Annotated in this window: 17 protein-coding genes; 13 read left to right on the top strand and 4 right to left on the bottom strand. The window is 70.1% G+C overall.

The annotated features are described in order from the left end of the window. The first annotated feature begins 65 nt into the window (after positions 1-65). The 5 genes from ACFYO2_RS20005 to ACFYO2_RS20025 all read left to right on the top strand — a co-directional run bounded on the left by ACFYO2_RS20005 (position 66) and on the right by ACFYO2_RS20025 (position 6,031). The gene (locus tag ACFYO2_RS20005; RefSeq protein WP_388350493.1) at positions 66-1,862 is read left to right on the top strand and encodes an ABC transporter substrate-binding protein; all 1,797 of its coding nucleotides are present in this window, start codon (positions 66-68) and stop codon (positions 1,860-1,862) included. A gap of 110 nt (positions 1,863-1,972) precedes the next feature. Next, complete coding sequence (locus tag ACFYO2_RS20010; protein WP_388350497.1) at positions 1,973-2,971, top strand: ABC transporter permease; 999 nt, start codon at positions 1,973-1,975, stop codon at positions 2,969-2,971. Further along, positions 2,968-4,065, top strand: coding sequence for an ABC transporter ATP-binding protein (locus tag ACFYO2_RS20015; RefSeq protein WP_388350499.1), 1,098 nt, complete (start codon positions 2,968-2,970; stop codon positions 4,063-4,065). The genes ACFYO2_RS20010 and ACFYO2_RS20015 overlap by 4 nt, the downstream gene beginning before the upstream one ends. Continuing rightward, on the top strand, positions 4,062-5,303 hold the full coding sequence (locus ACFYO2_RS20020; RefSeq protein ID WP_388350502.1) for an ABC transporter ATP-binding protein: 1,242 nt from the start codon (positions 4,062-4,064) through the stop codon (positions 5,301-5,303). Before ACFYO2_RS20015 ends, ACFYO2_RS20020 begins: the two co-directional genes overlap by 4 nt. A 71-nt stretch (positions 5,304-5,374) precedes the next feature. Then, entirely contained in the window at positions 5,375-6,031 is a 657-nt protein-coding gene (locus tag ACFYO2_RS20025; RefSeq protein WP_388350504.1) for a trimeric intracellular cation channel family protein, read from the top strand. Here ACFYO2_RS20025 and ACFYO2_RS20030 read toward each other — a convergent pair. Further along, positions 5,940-7,133: an alpha/beta hydrolase gene (locus ACFYO2_RS20030; RefSeq protein ID WP_388350507.1), complete on the bottom strand. Its 1,194-nt coding sequence runs from the start codon at positions 7,131-7,133 to the stop codon at positions 5,940-5,942. The genes ACFYO2_RS20025 and ACFYO2_RS20030 overlap by 92 nt on opposite strands. 156 nt (positions 7,134-7,289) lie before the next feature. Between ACFYO2_RS20030 and ACFYO2_RS20035 the strand changes: the two genes are divergently transcribed. Then, a complete protein-coding gene (locus ACFYO2_RS20035; RefSeq protein ID WP_388350509.1) occupies positions 7,290-8,141 on the top strand; it encodes a thioesterase family protein in 852 nt (283 codons plus the stop codon). Here the strand turns inward: ACFYO2_RS20035 and ACFYO2_RS20040 are convergent. After that, entirely contained in the window at positions 8,128-8,715 is a 588-nt protein-coding gene (locus ACFYO2_RS20040; RefSeq protein WP_388350512.1) for a TIGR03086 family metal-binding protein, read from the bottom strand. The genes ACFYO2_RS20035 and ACFYO2_RS20040 overlap by 14 nt on opposite strands. 106 nt (positions 8,716-8,821) lie before the next feature. Between ACFYO2_RS20040 and ACFYO2_RS20045 the strand changes: the two genes are divergently transcribed. Both ACFYO2_RS20045 and ACFYO2_RS20050 read left to right on the top strand, forming a co-directional pair. After that, a complete protein-coding gene (locus ACFYO2_RS20045) occupies positions 8,822-9,799 on the top strand; it encodes a helix-turn-helix transcriptional regulator (protein WP_388350515.1) in 978 nt (325 codons plus the stop codon). A 140-nt stretch (positions 9,800-9,939) separates the two neighbouring features. Further along, positions 9,940-10,347 carry a hypothetical protein gene (locus tag ACFYO2_RS20050; RefSeq protein WP_388350518.1) on the top strand — a complete coding sequence of 136 codons (408 nt, stop codon included), beginning with the start codon at positions 9,940-9,942 and terminating at the stop codon, positions 10,345-10,347. Between the two features lie 88 nt (positions 10,348-10,435). Here the strand turns inward: ACFYO2_RS20050 and ACFYO2_RS20055 are convergent, their stop codons facing one another. Beyond that, positions 10,436-11,062: a TetR family transcriptional regulator gene (locus tag ACFYO2_RS20055; protein ID WP_388350521.1), complete on the bottom strand. Its 627-nt coding sequence runs from the start codon at positions 11,060-11,062 to the stop codon at positions 10,436-10,438. Between the two features lie 201 nt (positions 11,063-11,263). On the opposite strand from ACFYO2_RS20055, the gene ACFYO2_RS20060 reads away from it, so the two are divergent. The 4 genes from ACFYO2_RS20060 (at position 11,264) to ACFYO2_RS20075 (ending at position 13,356) form a co-directional block, all read left to right on the top strand. Continuing rightward, a complete protein-coding gene (locus ACFYO2_RS20060; protein ID WP_388350524.1) occupies positions 11,264-11,431 on the top strand; it encodes a hypothetical protein in 168 nt (55 codons plus the stop codon). A gap of 45 nt (positions 11,432-11,476) precedes the next feature. After that, positions 11,477-11,743, top strand: coding sequence for a DUF4190 domain-containing protein (locus tag ACFYO2_RS20065; RefSeq protein ID WP_388350526.1), 267 nt, complete (start codon positions 11,477-11,479; stop codon positions 11,741-11,743). 75 nt (positions 11,744-11,818) lie between these two features. After that, complete coding sequence (locus ACFYO2_RS20070) at positions 11,819-12,988, top strand: cysteine desulfurase family protein (protein WP_388350528.1); 1,170 nt, start codon at positions 11,819-11,821, stop codon at positions 12,986-12,988. A gap of 164 nt (positions 12,989-13,152) precedes the next feature. Then, a complete protein-coding gene (locus ACFYO2_RS20075) occupies positions 13,153-13,356 on the top strand; it encodes a DUF1304 family protein (protein WP_388350531.1) in 204 nt (67 codons plus the stop codon). 4 nt (positions 13,357-13,360) lie between these two features. On the opposite strand, the gene ACFYO2_RS20080 is transcribed toward ACFYO2_RS20075, so the two are convergent. Continuing rightward, entirely contained in the window at positions 13,361-14,071 is a 711-nt protein-coding gene (locus tag ACFYO2_RS20080) for an N-acetylmuramoyl-L-alanine amidase (RefSeq protein WP_388350534.1), read from the bottom strand. A 60-nt stretch (positions 14,072-14,131) separates the two neighbouring features. Between ACFYO2_RS20080 and mnmA the strand changes: the two genes are divergently transcribed. Further along, complete coding sequence (mnmA, locus tag ACFYO2_RS20085; RefSeq protein ID WP_388350536.1) at positions 14,132-15,262, top strand: tRNA 2-thiouridine(34) synthase MnmA; 1,131 nt, start codon at positions 14,132-14,134, stop codon at positions 15,260-15,262. Positions 15,263-15,270 lie beyond the last annotated feature (8 nt).

Below are 15,270 nucleotides of genomic sequence, written 5' to 3' on the forward strand. Positions count from 1 at the left end.
CGGCACCCCAACCGTCCCGTGGCACTGACACGGGGTCTCTCATCAAATCCGGAGGATCCGAGATCGTGACTACCCAACGCACCTCAGGGCGGCGGAAGCAGGCGTTTGCCGCTGTCGCCGCGGTCGCCGCACTGCTGACCACGGCGGCGTGCGGCGGCGGTGGAGACGACGGCGACAGCGGCTCGAGCACCGGTGCCGCCGGCTTCGACGCCGCGAACAACAAGGTCGCCCAGGCCTCCGCCGCCAAGAAGGGCGGCACGCTGAAGTTCGGTGGCGCCCAGGATGCCGACTCGTGGGACACCACGCGTGGTTACTACGGCTTCATGTGGAACTTCGCGCGCTACTACAGCCGTCAGCTCGTCACGGGCAAGGCCGAGCCGGGCGCGGCGGGCGCCGAGGTCACCCCGGACCTCGCCACCTCGACCGCGAAGGTCACGGACGGCGGCAAGACGTACACGTACACGCTGCGCGACGGTGTGACGTGGGAGGACGGCAAGCCGATCACCTCCAAGGACGTCAAGTACGGCATCGAGCGCGTGTGGGCGCAGGACGTGCTGTCCGGCGGTCCGGTGTACCTGAAGGACGTCCTCGACCCCAAGGGCGAGTACAAGGGCCCCTACAAGGACACCTCCGCGGACAAGCTGGGTCTGAAGGCGATCGACACGCCCGACGACAAGACCATCGTCTTCCACCTGCCGCAGGCCAACTCGGACTTCGAGGAGATGCTGGCCCTGGTCTCGGCCTCCCCGGTCCGCCAGGACAAGGACACCAAGTCCAAGTACGGTCTGCACCCGTTCTCCTCCGGCCCGTACAAGTTCCAGTCGTACAGCCCGGGCAAGGAGCTGACGCTGGTCCGCAACCCCGAGTGGAAGCAGGCCTCGGACCCGATCCGCAAGGCGTACCCGGACAAGATCACCGTCCAGTTCTTCTCGGACGCCAACCAGCTCGACCAGCGCCTGATCAACGGTGACCTGGACCTGGACATCAACCAGACCGGCATGTCGCCGCAGGGCCGCACCACCGCCCTGAAGCAGCACAAGGCCAACCTGGACAACCCGGTCTCCGGCTACATCCGGTACGCGGTCTTCCCGCAGAGCGTGAAGCCGTTCGACAACATCGAGTGCCGCAAGGCCGTCATCTACGGCGCCGACCACGTGTCGCTGCAGACCGCACGCGGTGGCCCCGTCGCCGGTGGCGACATCGGCACCAACATGCTGCCGCCGTCCGTCCCGGGCGCCGAAGGCCAGAAGTACGACCCGTACGAGATCGCCGGTGCCAACAAGACCGGCAACGAGGCCAAGGCCAAGGAGGCCCTGAAGGCCTGCGGCAAGCCGAGCGGCTTCTCCACCACCATCGCCGTGCGTAACAACAAGCCGGTCGAGGTGGCCACCGCCCAGTCCCTGCAGGCGTCGCTGAAGAAGATCGGCATCAACGCCCAGATCGACCAGTACGACGGCTCGCAGACCACCGGCATCATCGGCAGCCCCGCCAACGTGAAGAAGAAGGGCTACGGCATCATCATCATGGGCTGGGGTCCGGACTTCCCGTCCGTGCAGGGCTTCGGTCTGCCGCTGTGGGACAGCAAGTACATCCTGGACAGCGGTAACTCCAACTACGCGCTGATCAAGGACAAGACGATCGACGGCCTGTTCGACTCCTACGTCACCACGCTGGACGACGCGGGCAAGGAAAAGATCTCCACGGAGATCAACCACAAGGTGATGGAGGGCGCGTACTACCTGCCCTTCGTCTTCGAGAAGTTCATCAACTGGCGCTCGGACAACGTTGCGAACGTGTACACGACCGACGGCTACAGCGGTATGTACGACTTCGTCAACCTCGGTCTGAAGTCCGCGAAGTAATCCCGGCACACCCGCCACACGGCACGAAAGGCAGGTGAAGGCCGGCGCAGCGTGACCGTGGGCCACCGGAAGACCTCCGGTGGCCCGCGGTCCGCGGCGGGCCGAGAGCTGTGCTCGCTTACCTCATCAGGCGGTTGTTCGCCGCCGCAGTGATGCTCGTGGTCATCATCATGGTGGTCTTCGGCATCTTCTTCCTCGTCCCCAAGTGGGCGGGCGTGGACATCGCCACGAGCTTCGTGGGCAAGCAGGCCGACCCGGCCGCCGTCGAGGGCGTCCGCGAGAAGCTCGGCCTGGGCGACCCGATCTACACCCAGGTGTGGGAGTTCTTCAAGGGCATCTTCGCCGGCCGCACCTACTCGGGCGGCGGCGACACGATCCACTGCTCCGCACCGTGCTTCGGCTACTCCTTCCGCAGCGAGCAGGCCGTCTGGCCGGTGCTGACCGACCGCTTCCCGGTGACCCTGGGTCTCGCGCTCGGTGCCGCCGTGCTGTGGCTGGTCTTCGGTGTCGCGGCGGGCGTGCTCTCCGCGCTCAAGCGGGGCAGCATGTGGGACCGCAGCGCGATGGTCATCGCGCTCGGCGGTGTTTCCCTCCCGATCTACTTCACCGGCATGCTCAGCCTGGCGATCTTCGCCTACGGGCTGAAATGGATCGACGCGCAGTACGTGCCCCTGGAGGAGAGCGTCGGCGGCTGGTTCGGCGGCATGATCCTGCCGTGGATCACCCTCGCCTTCCTGTATGCGGCGATGTACGCCCGGATCACCCGCGCCACCATGCTGGAGATCCTCGGCGAGGACTACATCCGCACCGCCCGCGCCAAGGGCCTCAAGGAACAGACCGTCATAGGCAAGCACGCCATGCGCTCGACGATGACGCCGATCCTGACCATGCTCGGCATGGACCTCGGGGCGCTCATCGGCGGCGCGATCCTCACCGAGTCCACGTTCAACCTCCCCGGCCTCGGCCGGGCCGTGCTGGACGCCATCCGCAACCAGGACCTGCCCATCATCGTGGGCGTCACCCTGATCACATCCCTCGCGGTGCTCTTCGCCAACCTCGTGGTGGACATCCTGTACGCCGTGATCGACCCCCGAGTGAGGCTCTCATGACCGAACTCAGCAAGAGCGGAGCGGCCGTGGGTGAGCCCACCAGTTCCTCGCCCACCCCGACCGCCTTCCTGGAAGTGCGCGACCTGAAGGTGCACTTCCCGACCGACGACGGCTTGGTCAAGTCCGTCGACGGGCTCAGTTTCCAGTTGGAGAAGGGCAAGACCCTCGGCATCGTGGGCGAGTCCGGCTCCGGCAAGTCGGTGACCTCGCTCGGCATCATGGGCCTGCATACCGCCGGCCAGTACGGCAGGCGCAAGGCGCAGATCTCCGGCGAGATCTGGCTGGACGGGACCGAGCTCCTGTCCGCCGACCCGGACTACGTGCGCAAGCTGCGCGGCCGCGAGATGGCGATGATCTTCCAGGATCCGCTGTCGGCGCTGCACCCCTATTACACGATCGGCCAGCAGATCGTTGAGGCGTACCGGATACACCACGACGTCGACAAGAAGACCGCCAAGCGACGCGCGGTCGAGATGCTCGACCGGGTGGGCATCCCGCAGCCGGACAAGCGGGTCGACAGCTACGCGCACGAGTTCTCCGGCGGTATGCGCCAGCGCGCGATGATCGCGATGTCGCTGGTCAACAACCCCGAGCTGCTGATCGCGGACGAGCCGACGACCGCCCTGGACGTGACCGTCCAGGCGCAGATCCTCGACCTGATCCGCGACCTGCAGAAGGAGTTCGGCTCCGCGGTCATCGTCATCACCCACGACCTGGGCGTCGTCGCCGAACTGGCCGACGACATCCTGGTGATGTACGGCGGCCGCTGCGTCGAGCGGGGCCCGGCCGACAAGGTGTTCTACGAGCCCCGGCATCCCTACACCTGGGGCCTGCTCGGCTCGATGCCGCGCCTGGACCGCGAGCAGCAGGAGCGCCTGATCCCGGTCAAGGGCTCCCCGCCCTCGCTGATCAACATCCCGTCCGGCTGCGCCTTCAACCCGCGCTGCCCGTACGCGGACATCCCGAAGGACAACGTCACCCGCACCGTCCGCCCCGAGCTCGCCGAAGTCGGCAGCCGGCACTGGGCCGCCTGCCACCTGGGCACGGAGCAGCGGGAGCGTATCTGGACCGAAGAGATTGCGCCGAAGCTGTGAGTGACGACGAGAAAGCGGTGACCATTCCCGCGAAGGGCGACGCCCCTCAGAAGGAGGGCGCCACTCTCACGAAGGACCCCGCCCCCGGCGAGGTCCTGCTGAGGGTGACCGGGCTGAAGAAGCACTTCCCGATCAAGAAGGGCCTGCTCCAGCGGCAGGTCGGCGCGGTGCACGCGGTCGACGGCATCGACTTCGAGGTCCGGGCCGGCGAGACCCTCGGCGTCGTGGGCGAGTCCGGCTGCGGCAAGTCCACGATGGGCCGGCTGATCACCCGGCTGCTCGAACCGACCGCAGGCAAGGTCGAGTTCGAGGGCAAGGACATCACGCACCTCGGTGTGAGCGGCATGCGTCCGATGCGCCGCGACGTCCAGATGATCTTCCAGGACCCGTACTCGTCGCTGAACCCGCGCCACACCATCGGCACGATCATCGGCGCTCCCTTCAAGCTGCAGGGCGTCGAGCCCGAGGGCGGCATCAAGAAGGAAGTGCAGCGGCTGCTGTCGGTCGTGGGCCTCAACCCCGAGCACTACAACCGCTACCCGCACGAGTTCTCCGGCGGCCAGCGCCAGCGCATCGGGATCGCCCGCGCGCTCGCGCTCAACCCGAAGCTGGTCGTGGCGGACGAGCCGGTCTCGGCCCTGGACGTGTCGATCCAGGCGCAGGTCGTGAACCTGCTGGACGACCTCCAGCAGGAGCTGGGCCTGACGTACGTGATCATCGCGCACGACCTGTCCGTCGTACGCCATGTCTCGGACCGTATCGCCGTGATGTACCTCGGCAAGATCGTGGAGCTGTCCGACCGCGACGCGCTGTACAAGGCGCCGATGCACCCGTACACCAAGGCGCTGATGTCGGCGGTTCCGATCCCGGACCCGCGCCGCAAGTCGGCGAAGAGCGAGCGCATCCTGCTCAAGGGCGACGTGCCCTCGCCGATCTCCCCGCCGAGCGGCTGCCGCTTCCACACCCGGTGCTGGAAGGCGACGGAGATCTGCAAGACGACCGAGCCGCCGCTCGTCGAGCTGAAGCCCGGGCAGCAGGTCGCCTGCCACCACCCGGAGAACTTCGAGGACCAGGCCCCGCAGGACACGGTGCTGCTGTCCGCCGCCAAGGAGGCGGCCGCGCTGGTCGCGGACGAGGTGCTGGCGGAGTCGGCGGCGACGTCGGCGGCGGTGGCGGCGGAGGTCGAGGCCGCTGTGGAGGCGCCCGCGGAGGGCGACACTCCCTCCAAGGACAAGTAAAAACCTGCCCGCCCACGAGCCCCCGCCTTCATTTGTAAGGCGGGGGTTTGCTGTCAGGTAAGAATGTTCGAGTGCTTCCGCAACTGTTCAGCCCGTCCGTCCAGCACACGCTCGACCTGATAGGCATCTTCGTCTTCGCCATCTCCGGCGCCCTGCTGGCCGTCCGCAAGAACTTCGACGTCTTCGGCATCGCCGTCCTCGCCGAGGTCACCGCGCTGGGCGGCGGGCTGCTGCGCGACCTGATCATCGGCGCCGTACCGCCCGCCGCCTTCACGGACCTCGGGTACTTCGTCACCCCACTGCTCGCGGCCCTCCTGGTCTTCTTCCTGCACCCGCAGGTGGAGCGCATCCAGGCCGGCGTGAACATCTTCGACGCGGCCGGCCTCGGTCTGTTCTGCGTCGCCGGGACGACGAAGGCGTACGAGTACGGGCTCGGCCTCACCCAGTCGGCGACCCTCGGTCTCGCCACCGCGGTCGGCGGCGGTGTGCTGCGGGACGTGCTGGCCAACGAGATTCCCTCGCTGCTGCGCTGGGACCGCGATCTGTACGCGGTCCCGGCGATGGTCGGCGCCACCATGGTCGTCCTGTGCATCCACTACGACGCCCTCAACCCGCTCACCAGCGCGCTCGCCGTCGTCACGGCCTTCGTCCTGCGGCTGCTCGCGATGCGGTTCCACTGGCGAGCGCCGCGTGCGTGGAACCGGCGGTCGACGGTGCGGGAGGATTAGCGGAGCTCAGGCCCAGTTCCTCGGTCAGCCAGCGGAAGGCCGGCACCACCTGCGGCCGCCACAGCGCCATGGTGTGGCCGCCCGCGCTCTTCGGGATGTAGACCACGTGCACGGTCGTCGGAGCCTTGGCGATCTGTTCGAGGGCCACGGCCGCCTCGTAGCCGTCGTGCGGCTGGCCGGAGAGGTAGAGCGCGATCGGAGGCGGGGTGCGGGCCTCGCGAAGCAGCAGATAGGGGTTGTTGGCGTTGCGCAGGACGGGATTCTGCGCGGCCAGCGAGCTGCGTTCGCCGATGGGGTCGTTGTAGCCGGACAGACTGACCGCGGCCCGGTAGCGGTCGGGGTGCGCGACGGCGAGCTTCGCGGCGCAGTGTGCTCCCGCCGAGTAGCCGGCCACCGCCCAGCCCTTCGGGGCGGACTCGGCGCGGAAGTTGTCCATGACCATCCTCGGCACGTCCACGCTGAGCCAGCTGTCGGCGTTCACCGTGCCCGTGATGTTGGCGCAACCCGGGTCCACGCCGGCCAGCAGGTTCGTGCGTGGGGCGACCAGGATGAACGGCGCGACCCGGCCGTCGCGCATCAGCGGCCGCAGCTGTCCGGCGGCGTGCAGCGACCCGAACCAGGCCTTCGCCGAGCCGGGATAGCCGGACAGCAGCTCGACGACCGGGAACTTGTGGTGCCGGTAGGCGGGTTCGCCGTACTGCGGCGGCAGCCAGACGTAGACCTCGGCGTTCACGCCCGACACCCGGCCCTTGAGCTGGGTGACGCGCACGCCGCCGGCCTCCGTGAATCTCTGCCGGACCTTGGGCAGCCGGTCCAGCGCGATCCCGCCGGTGCCGTTGGCGCCGAGGTCGGCGGCCTGCTGGACGTGGTCGCCCGTGCCGAGCAGGTCGCCCCAGTTGTCGTAGAGGTTGTTGGAGTTGTTGACCAGCACGAACACCAGCGCGACCGCCGTGCCCTGGGCGAACAGCAGCATCAGTGCGCGGGCCCCGGCGCGCAGGACTCGGGGTCCCCGTATCCGCGACCACAGCGCGAACGGCAGCGCGAGGGCGGCGACGGCCAGCGCGATCAGGGTGTAGAGGAACGAAGTCCCGGTGAGGCTCATGTCTGTGAAGAGGGCGGCAGGCGGTCGCGGGTTTACGGACGAGTAGGGACACTTACCGAAAAATTGCACGGGCCTCACCTGGGGTGCGCGGTCGATGTCATGCGCCCGTAACGACAAAAGCTACCGCTTAGTAATTGCCTGTTGTACCGTTCAGGCATGTCAGATGCAGCTACCTTGCGTGCCGTCATCGGCGACAGCGAGTTCGACCGGGACACCGCGGTCACCCGGCGTGAACCCGGGGTCTACGACATCGACCTCTCCGCCGGCTGGACGATCATCAGCGCCGTCAACGGCGGCTACCTGCTCGCCGTCCTGGGCCGCGCGCTCGCGGACGCCCTGCCGCACGCCGACCCGTTCACCATCTCGGCGCACTACCTGACCGCGTCCCAGCCCGGCCCGGCGGTCGTCCGCACGGACGTCGTCCGCACCGGCCGCACGCTGTCCACCGGCCAGGCCTCCCTCTTCCAGTACGACGACCAGGGCCGAGAGATCGAACGCATCCGCGTCCTCGCCTCCTACGGAGACCTGGACGCGCTCCCGGACGACGTCCGTACGACGGCAGAGCCGCCCGCGCTCCCGCCCATGGAGCAGTGCTTCGGACCGGAGGACGGTCCGGCCCCCGTCGACGGCAGCTCGGCGATCGCCGACCGGCTGATGCTGAAGCTCGACCCCTCCACCCTGGGCTGGGCGCTCGGAGCGCCGTCCGGCAAGGGGGAGATGCGGGCCTGGTTCGGCCTCGCCGACGGCCGTGACGCCGACCCCTTCGCGCTGCTCCTGGCCGTCGACGCGCTGCCGCCGACCGCCTTCGAGATCGGCCTGTCCGGCTGGGTGCCCACGGTCGAACTGACGGTCCACATCCGCTGCCGCCCGGCCCCGGGCCCCCTGCGCGTCTCGATCACCACCCGCAATCTCGCCGGCGGCTTCCTGGAGGAGGACGCAGAGGTGTGGGACAGCGCGGACCGGCTGGTCGCGCAGTCGAGGCAGCTGGCCAGGGTCAGGCTGGGATAAGGGGCCTGCGGCCCAGCCAGGCCGCCAACTCGCCGTACACGTCGGCCCCTTCGGGGGCCGACAGCACCGAGTCGAAGGGCGTGTCCGTGTCGCGCTGCGGGTCGGGCAGGACGCGGCGGGCGACGGCGAGGGCGAACTCGGCAAGCTCCGGGTCGAGGGCGAGCGGGTGGCCGAGGGACTCGGCGAGGTCCCAGGTGTGGGTCACCACCTCCATCAGGTAGCCGGAAAGGGCCGCGCGGCCCGGCACTTCGCCCCACGGCACCCGCACCGGTGCCTCCAGGCGGGCGTCGCTCGCCCAGGCCTCCAGGGCGCGGGCGGCGACCTCCTCGTACGCGGCCGTCCAGCCGTCGTCCTCGACGTCGTCGGCGAACGGGCGTACGGAGAGACCGTCGCCGCCCTCGCCGACGACCGCGATGCGCAGGGTGCCACCGACGATGTGGCTGAGCAGGGTGCGCACGTCGAACTCGGTGCACGGGGTCGGGCCGGTCAGCTGCTCGGGGCGGACGGTCCTGATCAGCGCGGCGGCCTGCTCGGTGGCTCGGGTGTACAGGGGGCGGGGGTCGGTGGCGTTCATGGCGGGCCTCTCTGTTCGGGGTGGCGTCGCTCAGAGGTTCGCCGCATAACCTGACAGTTTCCGTCAACATTTGCCGAGGACCTTCGGGCGGGGAGATCCTGGTGCGGTGAAGTCCGACCGCCTGCTCTCGATCCTGCTGCTCCTGCAGACCCGCGGCCGTGTCCCCGCGCACGAACTCGCCGACCGGCTCGAGGTGTCGGTGCGCACCATCTACCGCGACATCGAGGCACTGTCGGCCTCCGGCGTCCCGGTCTACGCCGAACGCGGGCGGCACGGCGGCATCGAGCTGCTCGCCGGGTTCCGTACGGACGTCACGGGACTGACCGCCGACGAGTCCCGCGCGCTGTTCATCCTGGCCGCCCAGGGCGCGCACGCCGCGCTCGGCCTGGACGCGGCCCTCGGCTCGGCGCTGCGCAAGGTGATGGCCGCGCTGCCGGCCCCGCACCGCCCGGCCGCCGAGGTGACCTCCCGCCGCATCCTCGTCGACGCCACCCGCTGGAAGGGCGGCCCGCAGAAGGCCGTCGACCTCGACGTGCTGCAGGACGCCGTCTTCGCCGACCGGCGCCTCAGGCTGCGCTACCGGCACAGCGGCGACCAGGAGGCGCGGACGTACACCGTCGACCCGTACGGCCTGGTCGCCAAGGCGGGCGTCTGGTACCTGGTCGCCGACCGGCGCGGGAAACCGCGGCTCTTCCGCGCCGACCGGGTGCGGTCCGCGACCGTCCTGGGGGCGCCGATGCAGCGGCGGCCGGGCGTCGAACTGGCCGACGCCTGGGAGGTGCTGCGCCGGCAGGTGGAGGAACGCCCCGGCGGACTCGAGGTCACCGTCCGCGTCCGGCGCGACCGCCTCGACATGTTCCTTCGCCTGAACGCCGCTCAGCTGACCGAACTCCCCGAGGACGACGGTGTCGGCGACTGGGTGACCGCCCGGCTGTCGCTCGGCTTCGTGCGCGAGGCCCGCCAACTGCTCGCGTTCGCCGACACGGTGGAGGTCCTCTCGCCGCCCGAGGTACGGGCGGAACTGGCCGCGGCGGCCGCCTCTGTCACGGGGTTGTACCAGTCGGTAGCTCAGGCCGACTCGTGAACGCCCAGGTCAGCGAGGCGTCTTGAGCCGCGCTTTGCCTGATGGACAGGCAGGGGACAGGGCGGGCCCAAGGAAGCCCTAAGGGGCGTTGGTTGAGTGCCCGCCTCAGGACTTACTCATCCTCCTTGGAGCTGTTTCTCATGAAGCGTGTGCGTCTCGTCCCCGTAGTGGTCCTGCTCGCCCTCTCGCCCCTCGTGCTCGTGGCCTGCGGCTCGGGCGACTCGTCGTCGGCCTCCGACAGCGGTGACGCCGGGCAGAGCCAGACCTGTTCGTCCCCGTCCGGCGCGCCGAGCGGCAACCCGTCGGGGATGCCGAGCGGCGCCCCGTCGGGCGCTCCCACAGGCAACGCGCCCGCCAAGCCGACCGGCACCCCCTCGGGCATGCCGAGCGGTGCGCCCTCCGGTGGACCTGGCGGCGGGCAGGGCGGCCCCGGCGGGGGGCGGGGTGGTGGCTGCGGCGGCGGTCCGGGCGGGGGCGGTGCCCAGCCCGGCGGTGCGCCGAGCGGTCAGGCGACGGCATCGGCGACGGCATCGGCGACGAAGAGCTGACCTCAGAAGAGCTGACCTCAGAGGTCGTACGTCGGACAGGGGCGGCACACCAGGCCGAAGGTGTGCCGCCCCTGTGCGCTGTCCGGGCTCAGTCCAGCCAGTGATCACGGCCGACGCTGATCAGCCGCAGCTGCCTGGACGCCACCTGGACGACCCGCTCGCGCTCCTCCGGCGAAGCCTCCAGTGCCTCCAGGAACAGGGAGGCGGTGATCAGCATCTGGTCGACGTACAGGTTGGCCAGCATGAGGAGGTCGTCCTCGCTCCAACCGGCGGACGCGGGGTCCTTGGCCAGCTCGGTCTTCACCTCCTGGCCGAATCGCGCCAGTTGGTCCCGTATCGCCTCCCGCACCGGCTGAACTCCGCCATGTCGCTCACGGGCGATAAAGCGGACGTGTGCGGGGTACGCGTCAACGTGGCCGGCGATCAACTCGACGGCGCGTGCGATGCGTCGGTGGTGGTCGTCCGTCCCGGACACCGTCGTCCGGATCATCGGGTGCAGGCTGCCCAGCGCCTCCTCGACCAGGGCCACGCCCAGATCCGCGGTGGAGCGGAAGTGCCGGTAGAAGGCCGTGGGGGCGACGCCGACGGCACGGGTGACCTCACGCAGCCCGAGACTGCTCAGACTCTGCTCCTCCAGCAGTTCCAACGCGGCGTCCAGGAGCGCCTGTCGGGTCTTCTGTTTCTGCGCCTGCCGGACGCCGAGAGTGTGACTCATGCCATGCAGTTAACAACTGTTCTCTGGAATTGGAAAGTCATGAGACGCGCTAGACTGGAAAGTCAGTGAACAAGTGTAACTACAATCGTTCACCGAAACGTAACGAGAGCCATCGAGAACCATCGAGAGTCATCGAGAACCATCGAGGCCCTCAAGGCAACCGAGGCCCTCGAGAGGCTCTCGTCGGAGGGGGTTCCACCCATGCTGTTCCTCGTCGCCGCACTTCTGCTGCTCGGTGTCGTCCTCGGCACCGTCGCCCACGCGCCGTTCGGCTTCACCGCCGTCGCCGCCGTCGTGATCGCCGTCTGGCTCGGCATCTTCGCGATCCGCGAGCGCCACGGCCGCCGCAGCCGCACCACCACCCACTGACCGACCGTCCTTACGACACCTGCCACTCCCAGGAGCTGACCCGTCATGCAACTCACCGCACCGGCCAACCCCCGCACCGGCATCCGCGACGCCGACGGCATGGCCGTCGCGTCCTTCGTCCTCGGCCTTCTCGGCCTCCTCGTCCTCAACATCGTCCTGGGCCCGACCGCCATCGTCCTGGCGGCCGCCTCCCTGTGGCGTGGCACGACCCGCAAGGGCCGCGCCTACCTGGGCATGGGGCTGGGGGTCGCCGACCTGCTGGTCCTGCTGGCGTTCATGCAGACGGACAACTCGGTGTCCTGGAGCTTCTGACGCGGCGGTGGCCGGTCCGCCACCGTAGGGCGCCCCGCCGAGGCCACCGCACGGCCCCGTAGAATCGGCGTCACCATGGCATACCTCGACCACGCCGCGACCACCCCGATGCTCCCCGAGGCAGTCGAGGCACTCACCGCGCACCTGAGCATCACCGGCAACGCCTCCTCGCTCCACGCATCCGGCCGCCGAGCCAGGCGAACCGTGGAGGAGGCCCGCGAGACCCTCGCGGAAGCGCTCGGCGCCCGCCCCAGCGAGGTCGTCTTCACCTCCGGCGGCACCGAGGCCGACAACCTCGCCGTCAAGGGCCTGTACTGGTCCCGCCGCGCCGCCGACCCGGCCCGCACCCGGGTCCTCGCGAGCCCCGTCGAACACCACGCCGTCCTGGACGCCGTCCACTGGCTCGGCGAACACGAGGGCGCCACGATCGAGTACCTCCCCGTCGACGGGTACGGCCGAGTCCACCCCGACGCGTTGCGCGAGGCCATCGCTCGCAACCCCGACGACGTCGCCCTGGCCACGATCATGTGGGCGAACAACGAGATCGGCACGGTGCTGCCGATCCGCGAACTGGCCGAAACCGCCGCCGAGTTCGGCGTCCCCCTGCATGCTGACGCCGTCCAGGCCTTCGGCCAGGTCCCCGTCGACTTCACCGCCTCCGGCCTCGCCGCCATGACGGTCTCGGGCCACAAGATAGGCGGCCCGTACGGCATCGGAGCCCTGCTGCTCGGCCGTGAGCACACCCCCGTCCCCGTCCTGCACGGCGGCGGCCAGGAGCGGCACGTCCGCTCCGGCACCCTCGACGTCCCCGCGGTCGCCTCCTTCGCGGTCGCCGGCCTCCTCGCCGCCGAGCAGCGCGAGTGGTTCGAGCGGGAGATCGGTGCCCTGCGCGACAGCCTGGTCGAGGCGGTCCGTACGGCGGTCCCCGACGCGATCCTGGGCGGCGACCCCGCTCAGGGAGGCCACCTGCCGGCCAACGCACACTTCACCTTCCCGGGCTGCGAGGGCGACTCCCTGCTCCTCCTGCTGGACGCCCAGGGCATCGAGTGCTCCACCGGCTCCGCCTGCACCGCGGGCGTCGCCCAGCCCAGCCACGTCCTCCTCGCCACCGGCACCGATCCGGACCTGGCCCGCGGCACCCTCCGCTTCTCCCTCGGCCACACCTCCACGGAGGCCGACGTCGAGGCGGTCGCCAAGGTGATCGGCCCGGCGGTGGAGCGGGCGCGCGCGGCGGGACTGACGTAGGGGCGCTCAGGTCTTCGCCCTGCTCGCGGCCGTCAGTCACCTCGTCGTGGGCGCGCTCGAACGCTTCTGCTACGGCCGCCCGGCGGTCCGCGTCTTCCTCACCACGTCCCCCGGCCGACGCCCCCGAGGTCACCCTGTGGCGCTCGGGGGTCGCCGTCTACAACATGCTGCTCGCCCTGGGCCTGATCGCCGGGGTCGTCGCCCTGCACACCGGCGACGCCACCGTCGGCCGCACCCTGATCGTCTTCCTGTGCGCGTTCCTGATCGTGTCCGAGGTGGCCTTCGTCGCGTCCTTCCCGCGGCTGTGGCGGGGTGCGCTCGGCCAAGGGCTCGCGCCGGTCGCCGCCCTGGTCGCGGCCCTGTTCTGACCGCTCAGGCCACCGCCGTACGGGCCTTCCGTACGAGCTTCATGTACCGGTCCCAGTCCCAGTGCTTCCCCGGGTCGGTGTGGTCCGTCCCCGGCACCTCGACGTGGCCGATGATGTGTTCGCGGTCGACCGGGATGTCGTAGCGCGCGCATATCCGGGCCGTGAGCCGGGCCGAGGCCTCGTACATCTCGCCCGTGAAGTCCTGCGGCCGGTCGACGAAGCCCTCGTGCTCGATGCCGACACTGCGCTCGTTGTAGTCGCGGTTGCCCGCGTGGTACGCCACGTCCAGCTCGCGGATCATCTGCGCGATGGTGCCGTCCTTGCCCACGATGTAATGCGCGGCCGCGCCGTGCCCCGGGTCCTGGAAGACCTTCACCGCGCTGTCGAAGCTGCCCTGGGTGACGTGGATGACGACCATGTCTATGCCGTAGTCGTCGGGCCGGTCCGCGCGCCGCCAGTTCGCGTCCGACGCGGCCACCCAGCGCGCGCCCGCGTAGTCGACCTGGCCCTCCTTGCGCGGCTTCTCCACACCGGGCGCCCGCCACCACAGACGCGCCAGCTCGTCACGGGCCAGCACCGCCGTGCCCACCGCGGCCGCCGTACCGCCGATCAGCAGGGCACGCCGGCCTATACGCCGGTCCGTGTCCGCACCGCCTTTACGCCGGTCCGTGTCCCCACCGGCGGCCCCGTCCTCGCCTGCTCGTCTCGCCCCCATGTGATCGTGAACGGATACTCGTGGGCTTCGGTTCCCGAGCCCCCTTACTCTTGAAGGGTTATGACTGACACCACGCAGCCCACCCGTCCTCTTCGCGTCCTCGCCGCCATGTCGGGCGGGGTCGACTCCGCCGTCGCCGCCGCCCGCGCGGCCGAGGCGGGACACGACGTGACCGGCGTCCACCTCGCCCTCTCGGCGAACCCGCAATCGTTCCGCACGGGCGCGCGTGGCTGTTGCACCATCGAGGACTCCCGCGACGCCCGCCGCGCCGCGGACGTCATCGGCATCCCGTTCTACGTGTGGGACCTCGCCGACCGCTTCCGCGAGGACGTGGTCGAGGACTTCGTCGCCGAGTACGAGGCCGGCCGCACCCCGAACCCCTGCCTGCGCTGCAACGAGAAGATCAAGTTCGCCGCCCTGCTCGACAAGGCCCTCGCCCTCGGCTTCGACGCGGTCTGCACGGGCCACTACGCCCAGGTGATCGTGCGCGACGACGGCACGCGCGAGCTGCACCGCGCCTCCGACATGGCCAAGGACCAGTCGTACGTCCTCGGTGTGCTGGACGACCGGCAGCTCGCCCACGCGATGTTCCCGCTCGGCGACACGACGACGACGAAGGACGAGATCCGGGCGGAGGCCGAGCGCAGGGGCCTCGCGGTGGCCAAGAAGCCCGACTCGCACGACATCTGCTTCATCGCCGACGGCGACACCCAGGGGTTCCTCGCCTCCCGCCTCGGCAAGGCGGAGGGCGACATCGTCGACGAGTCGGGAGCGAAGCTCGGCAGCCACGAGGGCGCGTACGGCTTCACCATCGGCCAGCGCAAGGGCCTGCGCATCGGCACCCCGGCCCCCGACGGCAAGCCGCGCTACGTCCTCGACATCTCGCCGGTGAACAACACGGTGACGGTCGGCCCGGCCGACGCCCTGGACGTGAGCGCGCTCACCGCCGTCAAGCCGCGCTGGTGCGGCACCGCCCCGACCGGCGCCGGCACCTACACCGCCCAGCTCCGCGCCCACGGCGGCGAGACCGAGGTCACCGCGGAGCTGATCGACGGCGCCCTGGAAGTCACGTTCCTGGAGCCCGTCCGGGGCGTGGCCCCCGGCCAGGCGATCGTCCTGTACGACGGCACGCGCGTGGTGGGCTCGGCGACGATCGCGTCCACGGTGCGGGCGACGGCGGGCGTGGCGTAACCGGAGGG

The sequence above is a fragment of the Streptomyces sp. NPDC006602 genome, assembly GCF_042870385.1.
GTDB lineage: Bacteria > Actinomycetota > Actinomycetes > Streptomycetales > Streptomycetaceae > Streptomyces.

Excerpts from the sequence above, each read along its gene's own strand:
- ACFYO2_RS20015 (WP_388350499.1), top strand. The coding sequence starts at position 2,968 with ATGACCGAACTCAGCAAGAGCGGAGCGGCCGTGGGTGAGCCCACCAGT.
- ACFYO2_RS20030 (WP_388350507.1), bottom strand. The coding sequence starts at position 7,133 with ATGAGCCTCACCGGGACTTCGTTCCTCTACACCCTGATCGCGCTGGCC.
- ACFYO2_RS20035 (WP_388350509.1), top strand. The coding sequence starts at position 7,290 with ATGTCAGATGCAGCTACCTTGCGTGCCGTCATCGGCGACAGCGAGTTC.
- ACFYO2_RS20040 (WP_388350512.1), bottom strand. The coding sequence starts at position 8,715 with ATGAACGCCACCGACCCCCGCCCCCTGTACACCCGAGCCACCGAGCAG.
- ACFYO2_RS20050 (WP_388350518.1), top strand. The coding sequence starts at position 9,940 with ATGAAGCGTGTGCGTCTCGTCCCCGTAGTGGTCCTGCTCGCCCTCTCG.
- ACFYO2_RS20055 (WP_388350521.1), bottom strand. The coding sequence starts at position 11,062 with ATGAGTCACACTCTCGGCGTCCGGCAGGCGCAGAAACAGAAGACCCGA.
- ACFYO2_RS20060 (WP_388350524.1), top strand. The coding sequence starts at position 11,264 with ATGCTGTTCCTCGTCGCCGCACTTCTGCTGCTCGGTGTCGTCCTCGGC.
- ACFYO2_RS20065 (WP_388350526.1), top strand. The coding sequence starts at position 11,477 with ATGCAACTCACCGCACCGGCCAACCCCCGCACCGGCATCCGCGACGCC.
- ACFYO2_RS20070 (WP_388350528.1), top strand. The coding sequence starts at position 11,819 with ATGGCATACCTCGACCACGCCGCGACCACCCCGATGCTCCCCGAGGCA.
- ACFYO2_RS20075 (WP_388350531.1), top strand. The coding sequence starts at position 13,153 with ATGCTGCTCGCCCTGGGCCTGATCGCCGGGGTCGTCGCCCTGCACACC.
- ACFYO2_RS20080 (WP_388350534.1), bottom strand. The coding sequence starts at position 14,071 with ATGGGGGCGAGACGAGCAGGCGAGGACGGGGCCGCCGGTGGGGACACG.
- mnmA (WP_388350536.1), top strand. The coding sequence starts at position 14,132 with ATGACTGACACCACGCAGCCCACCCGTCCTCTTCGCGTCCTCGCCGCC.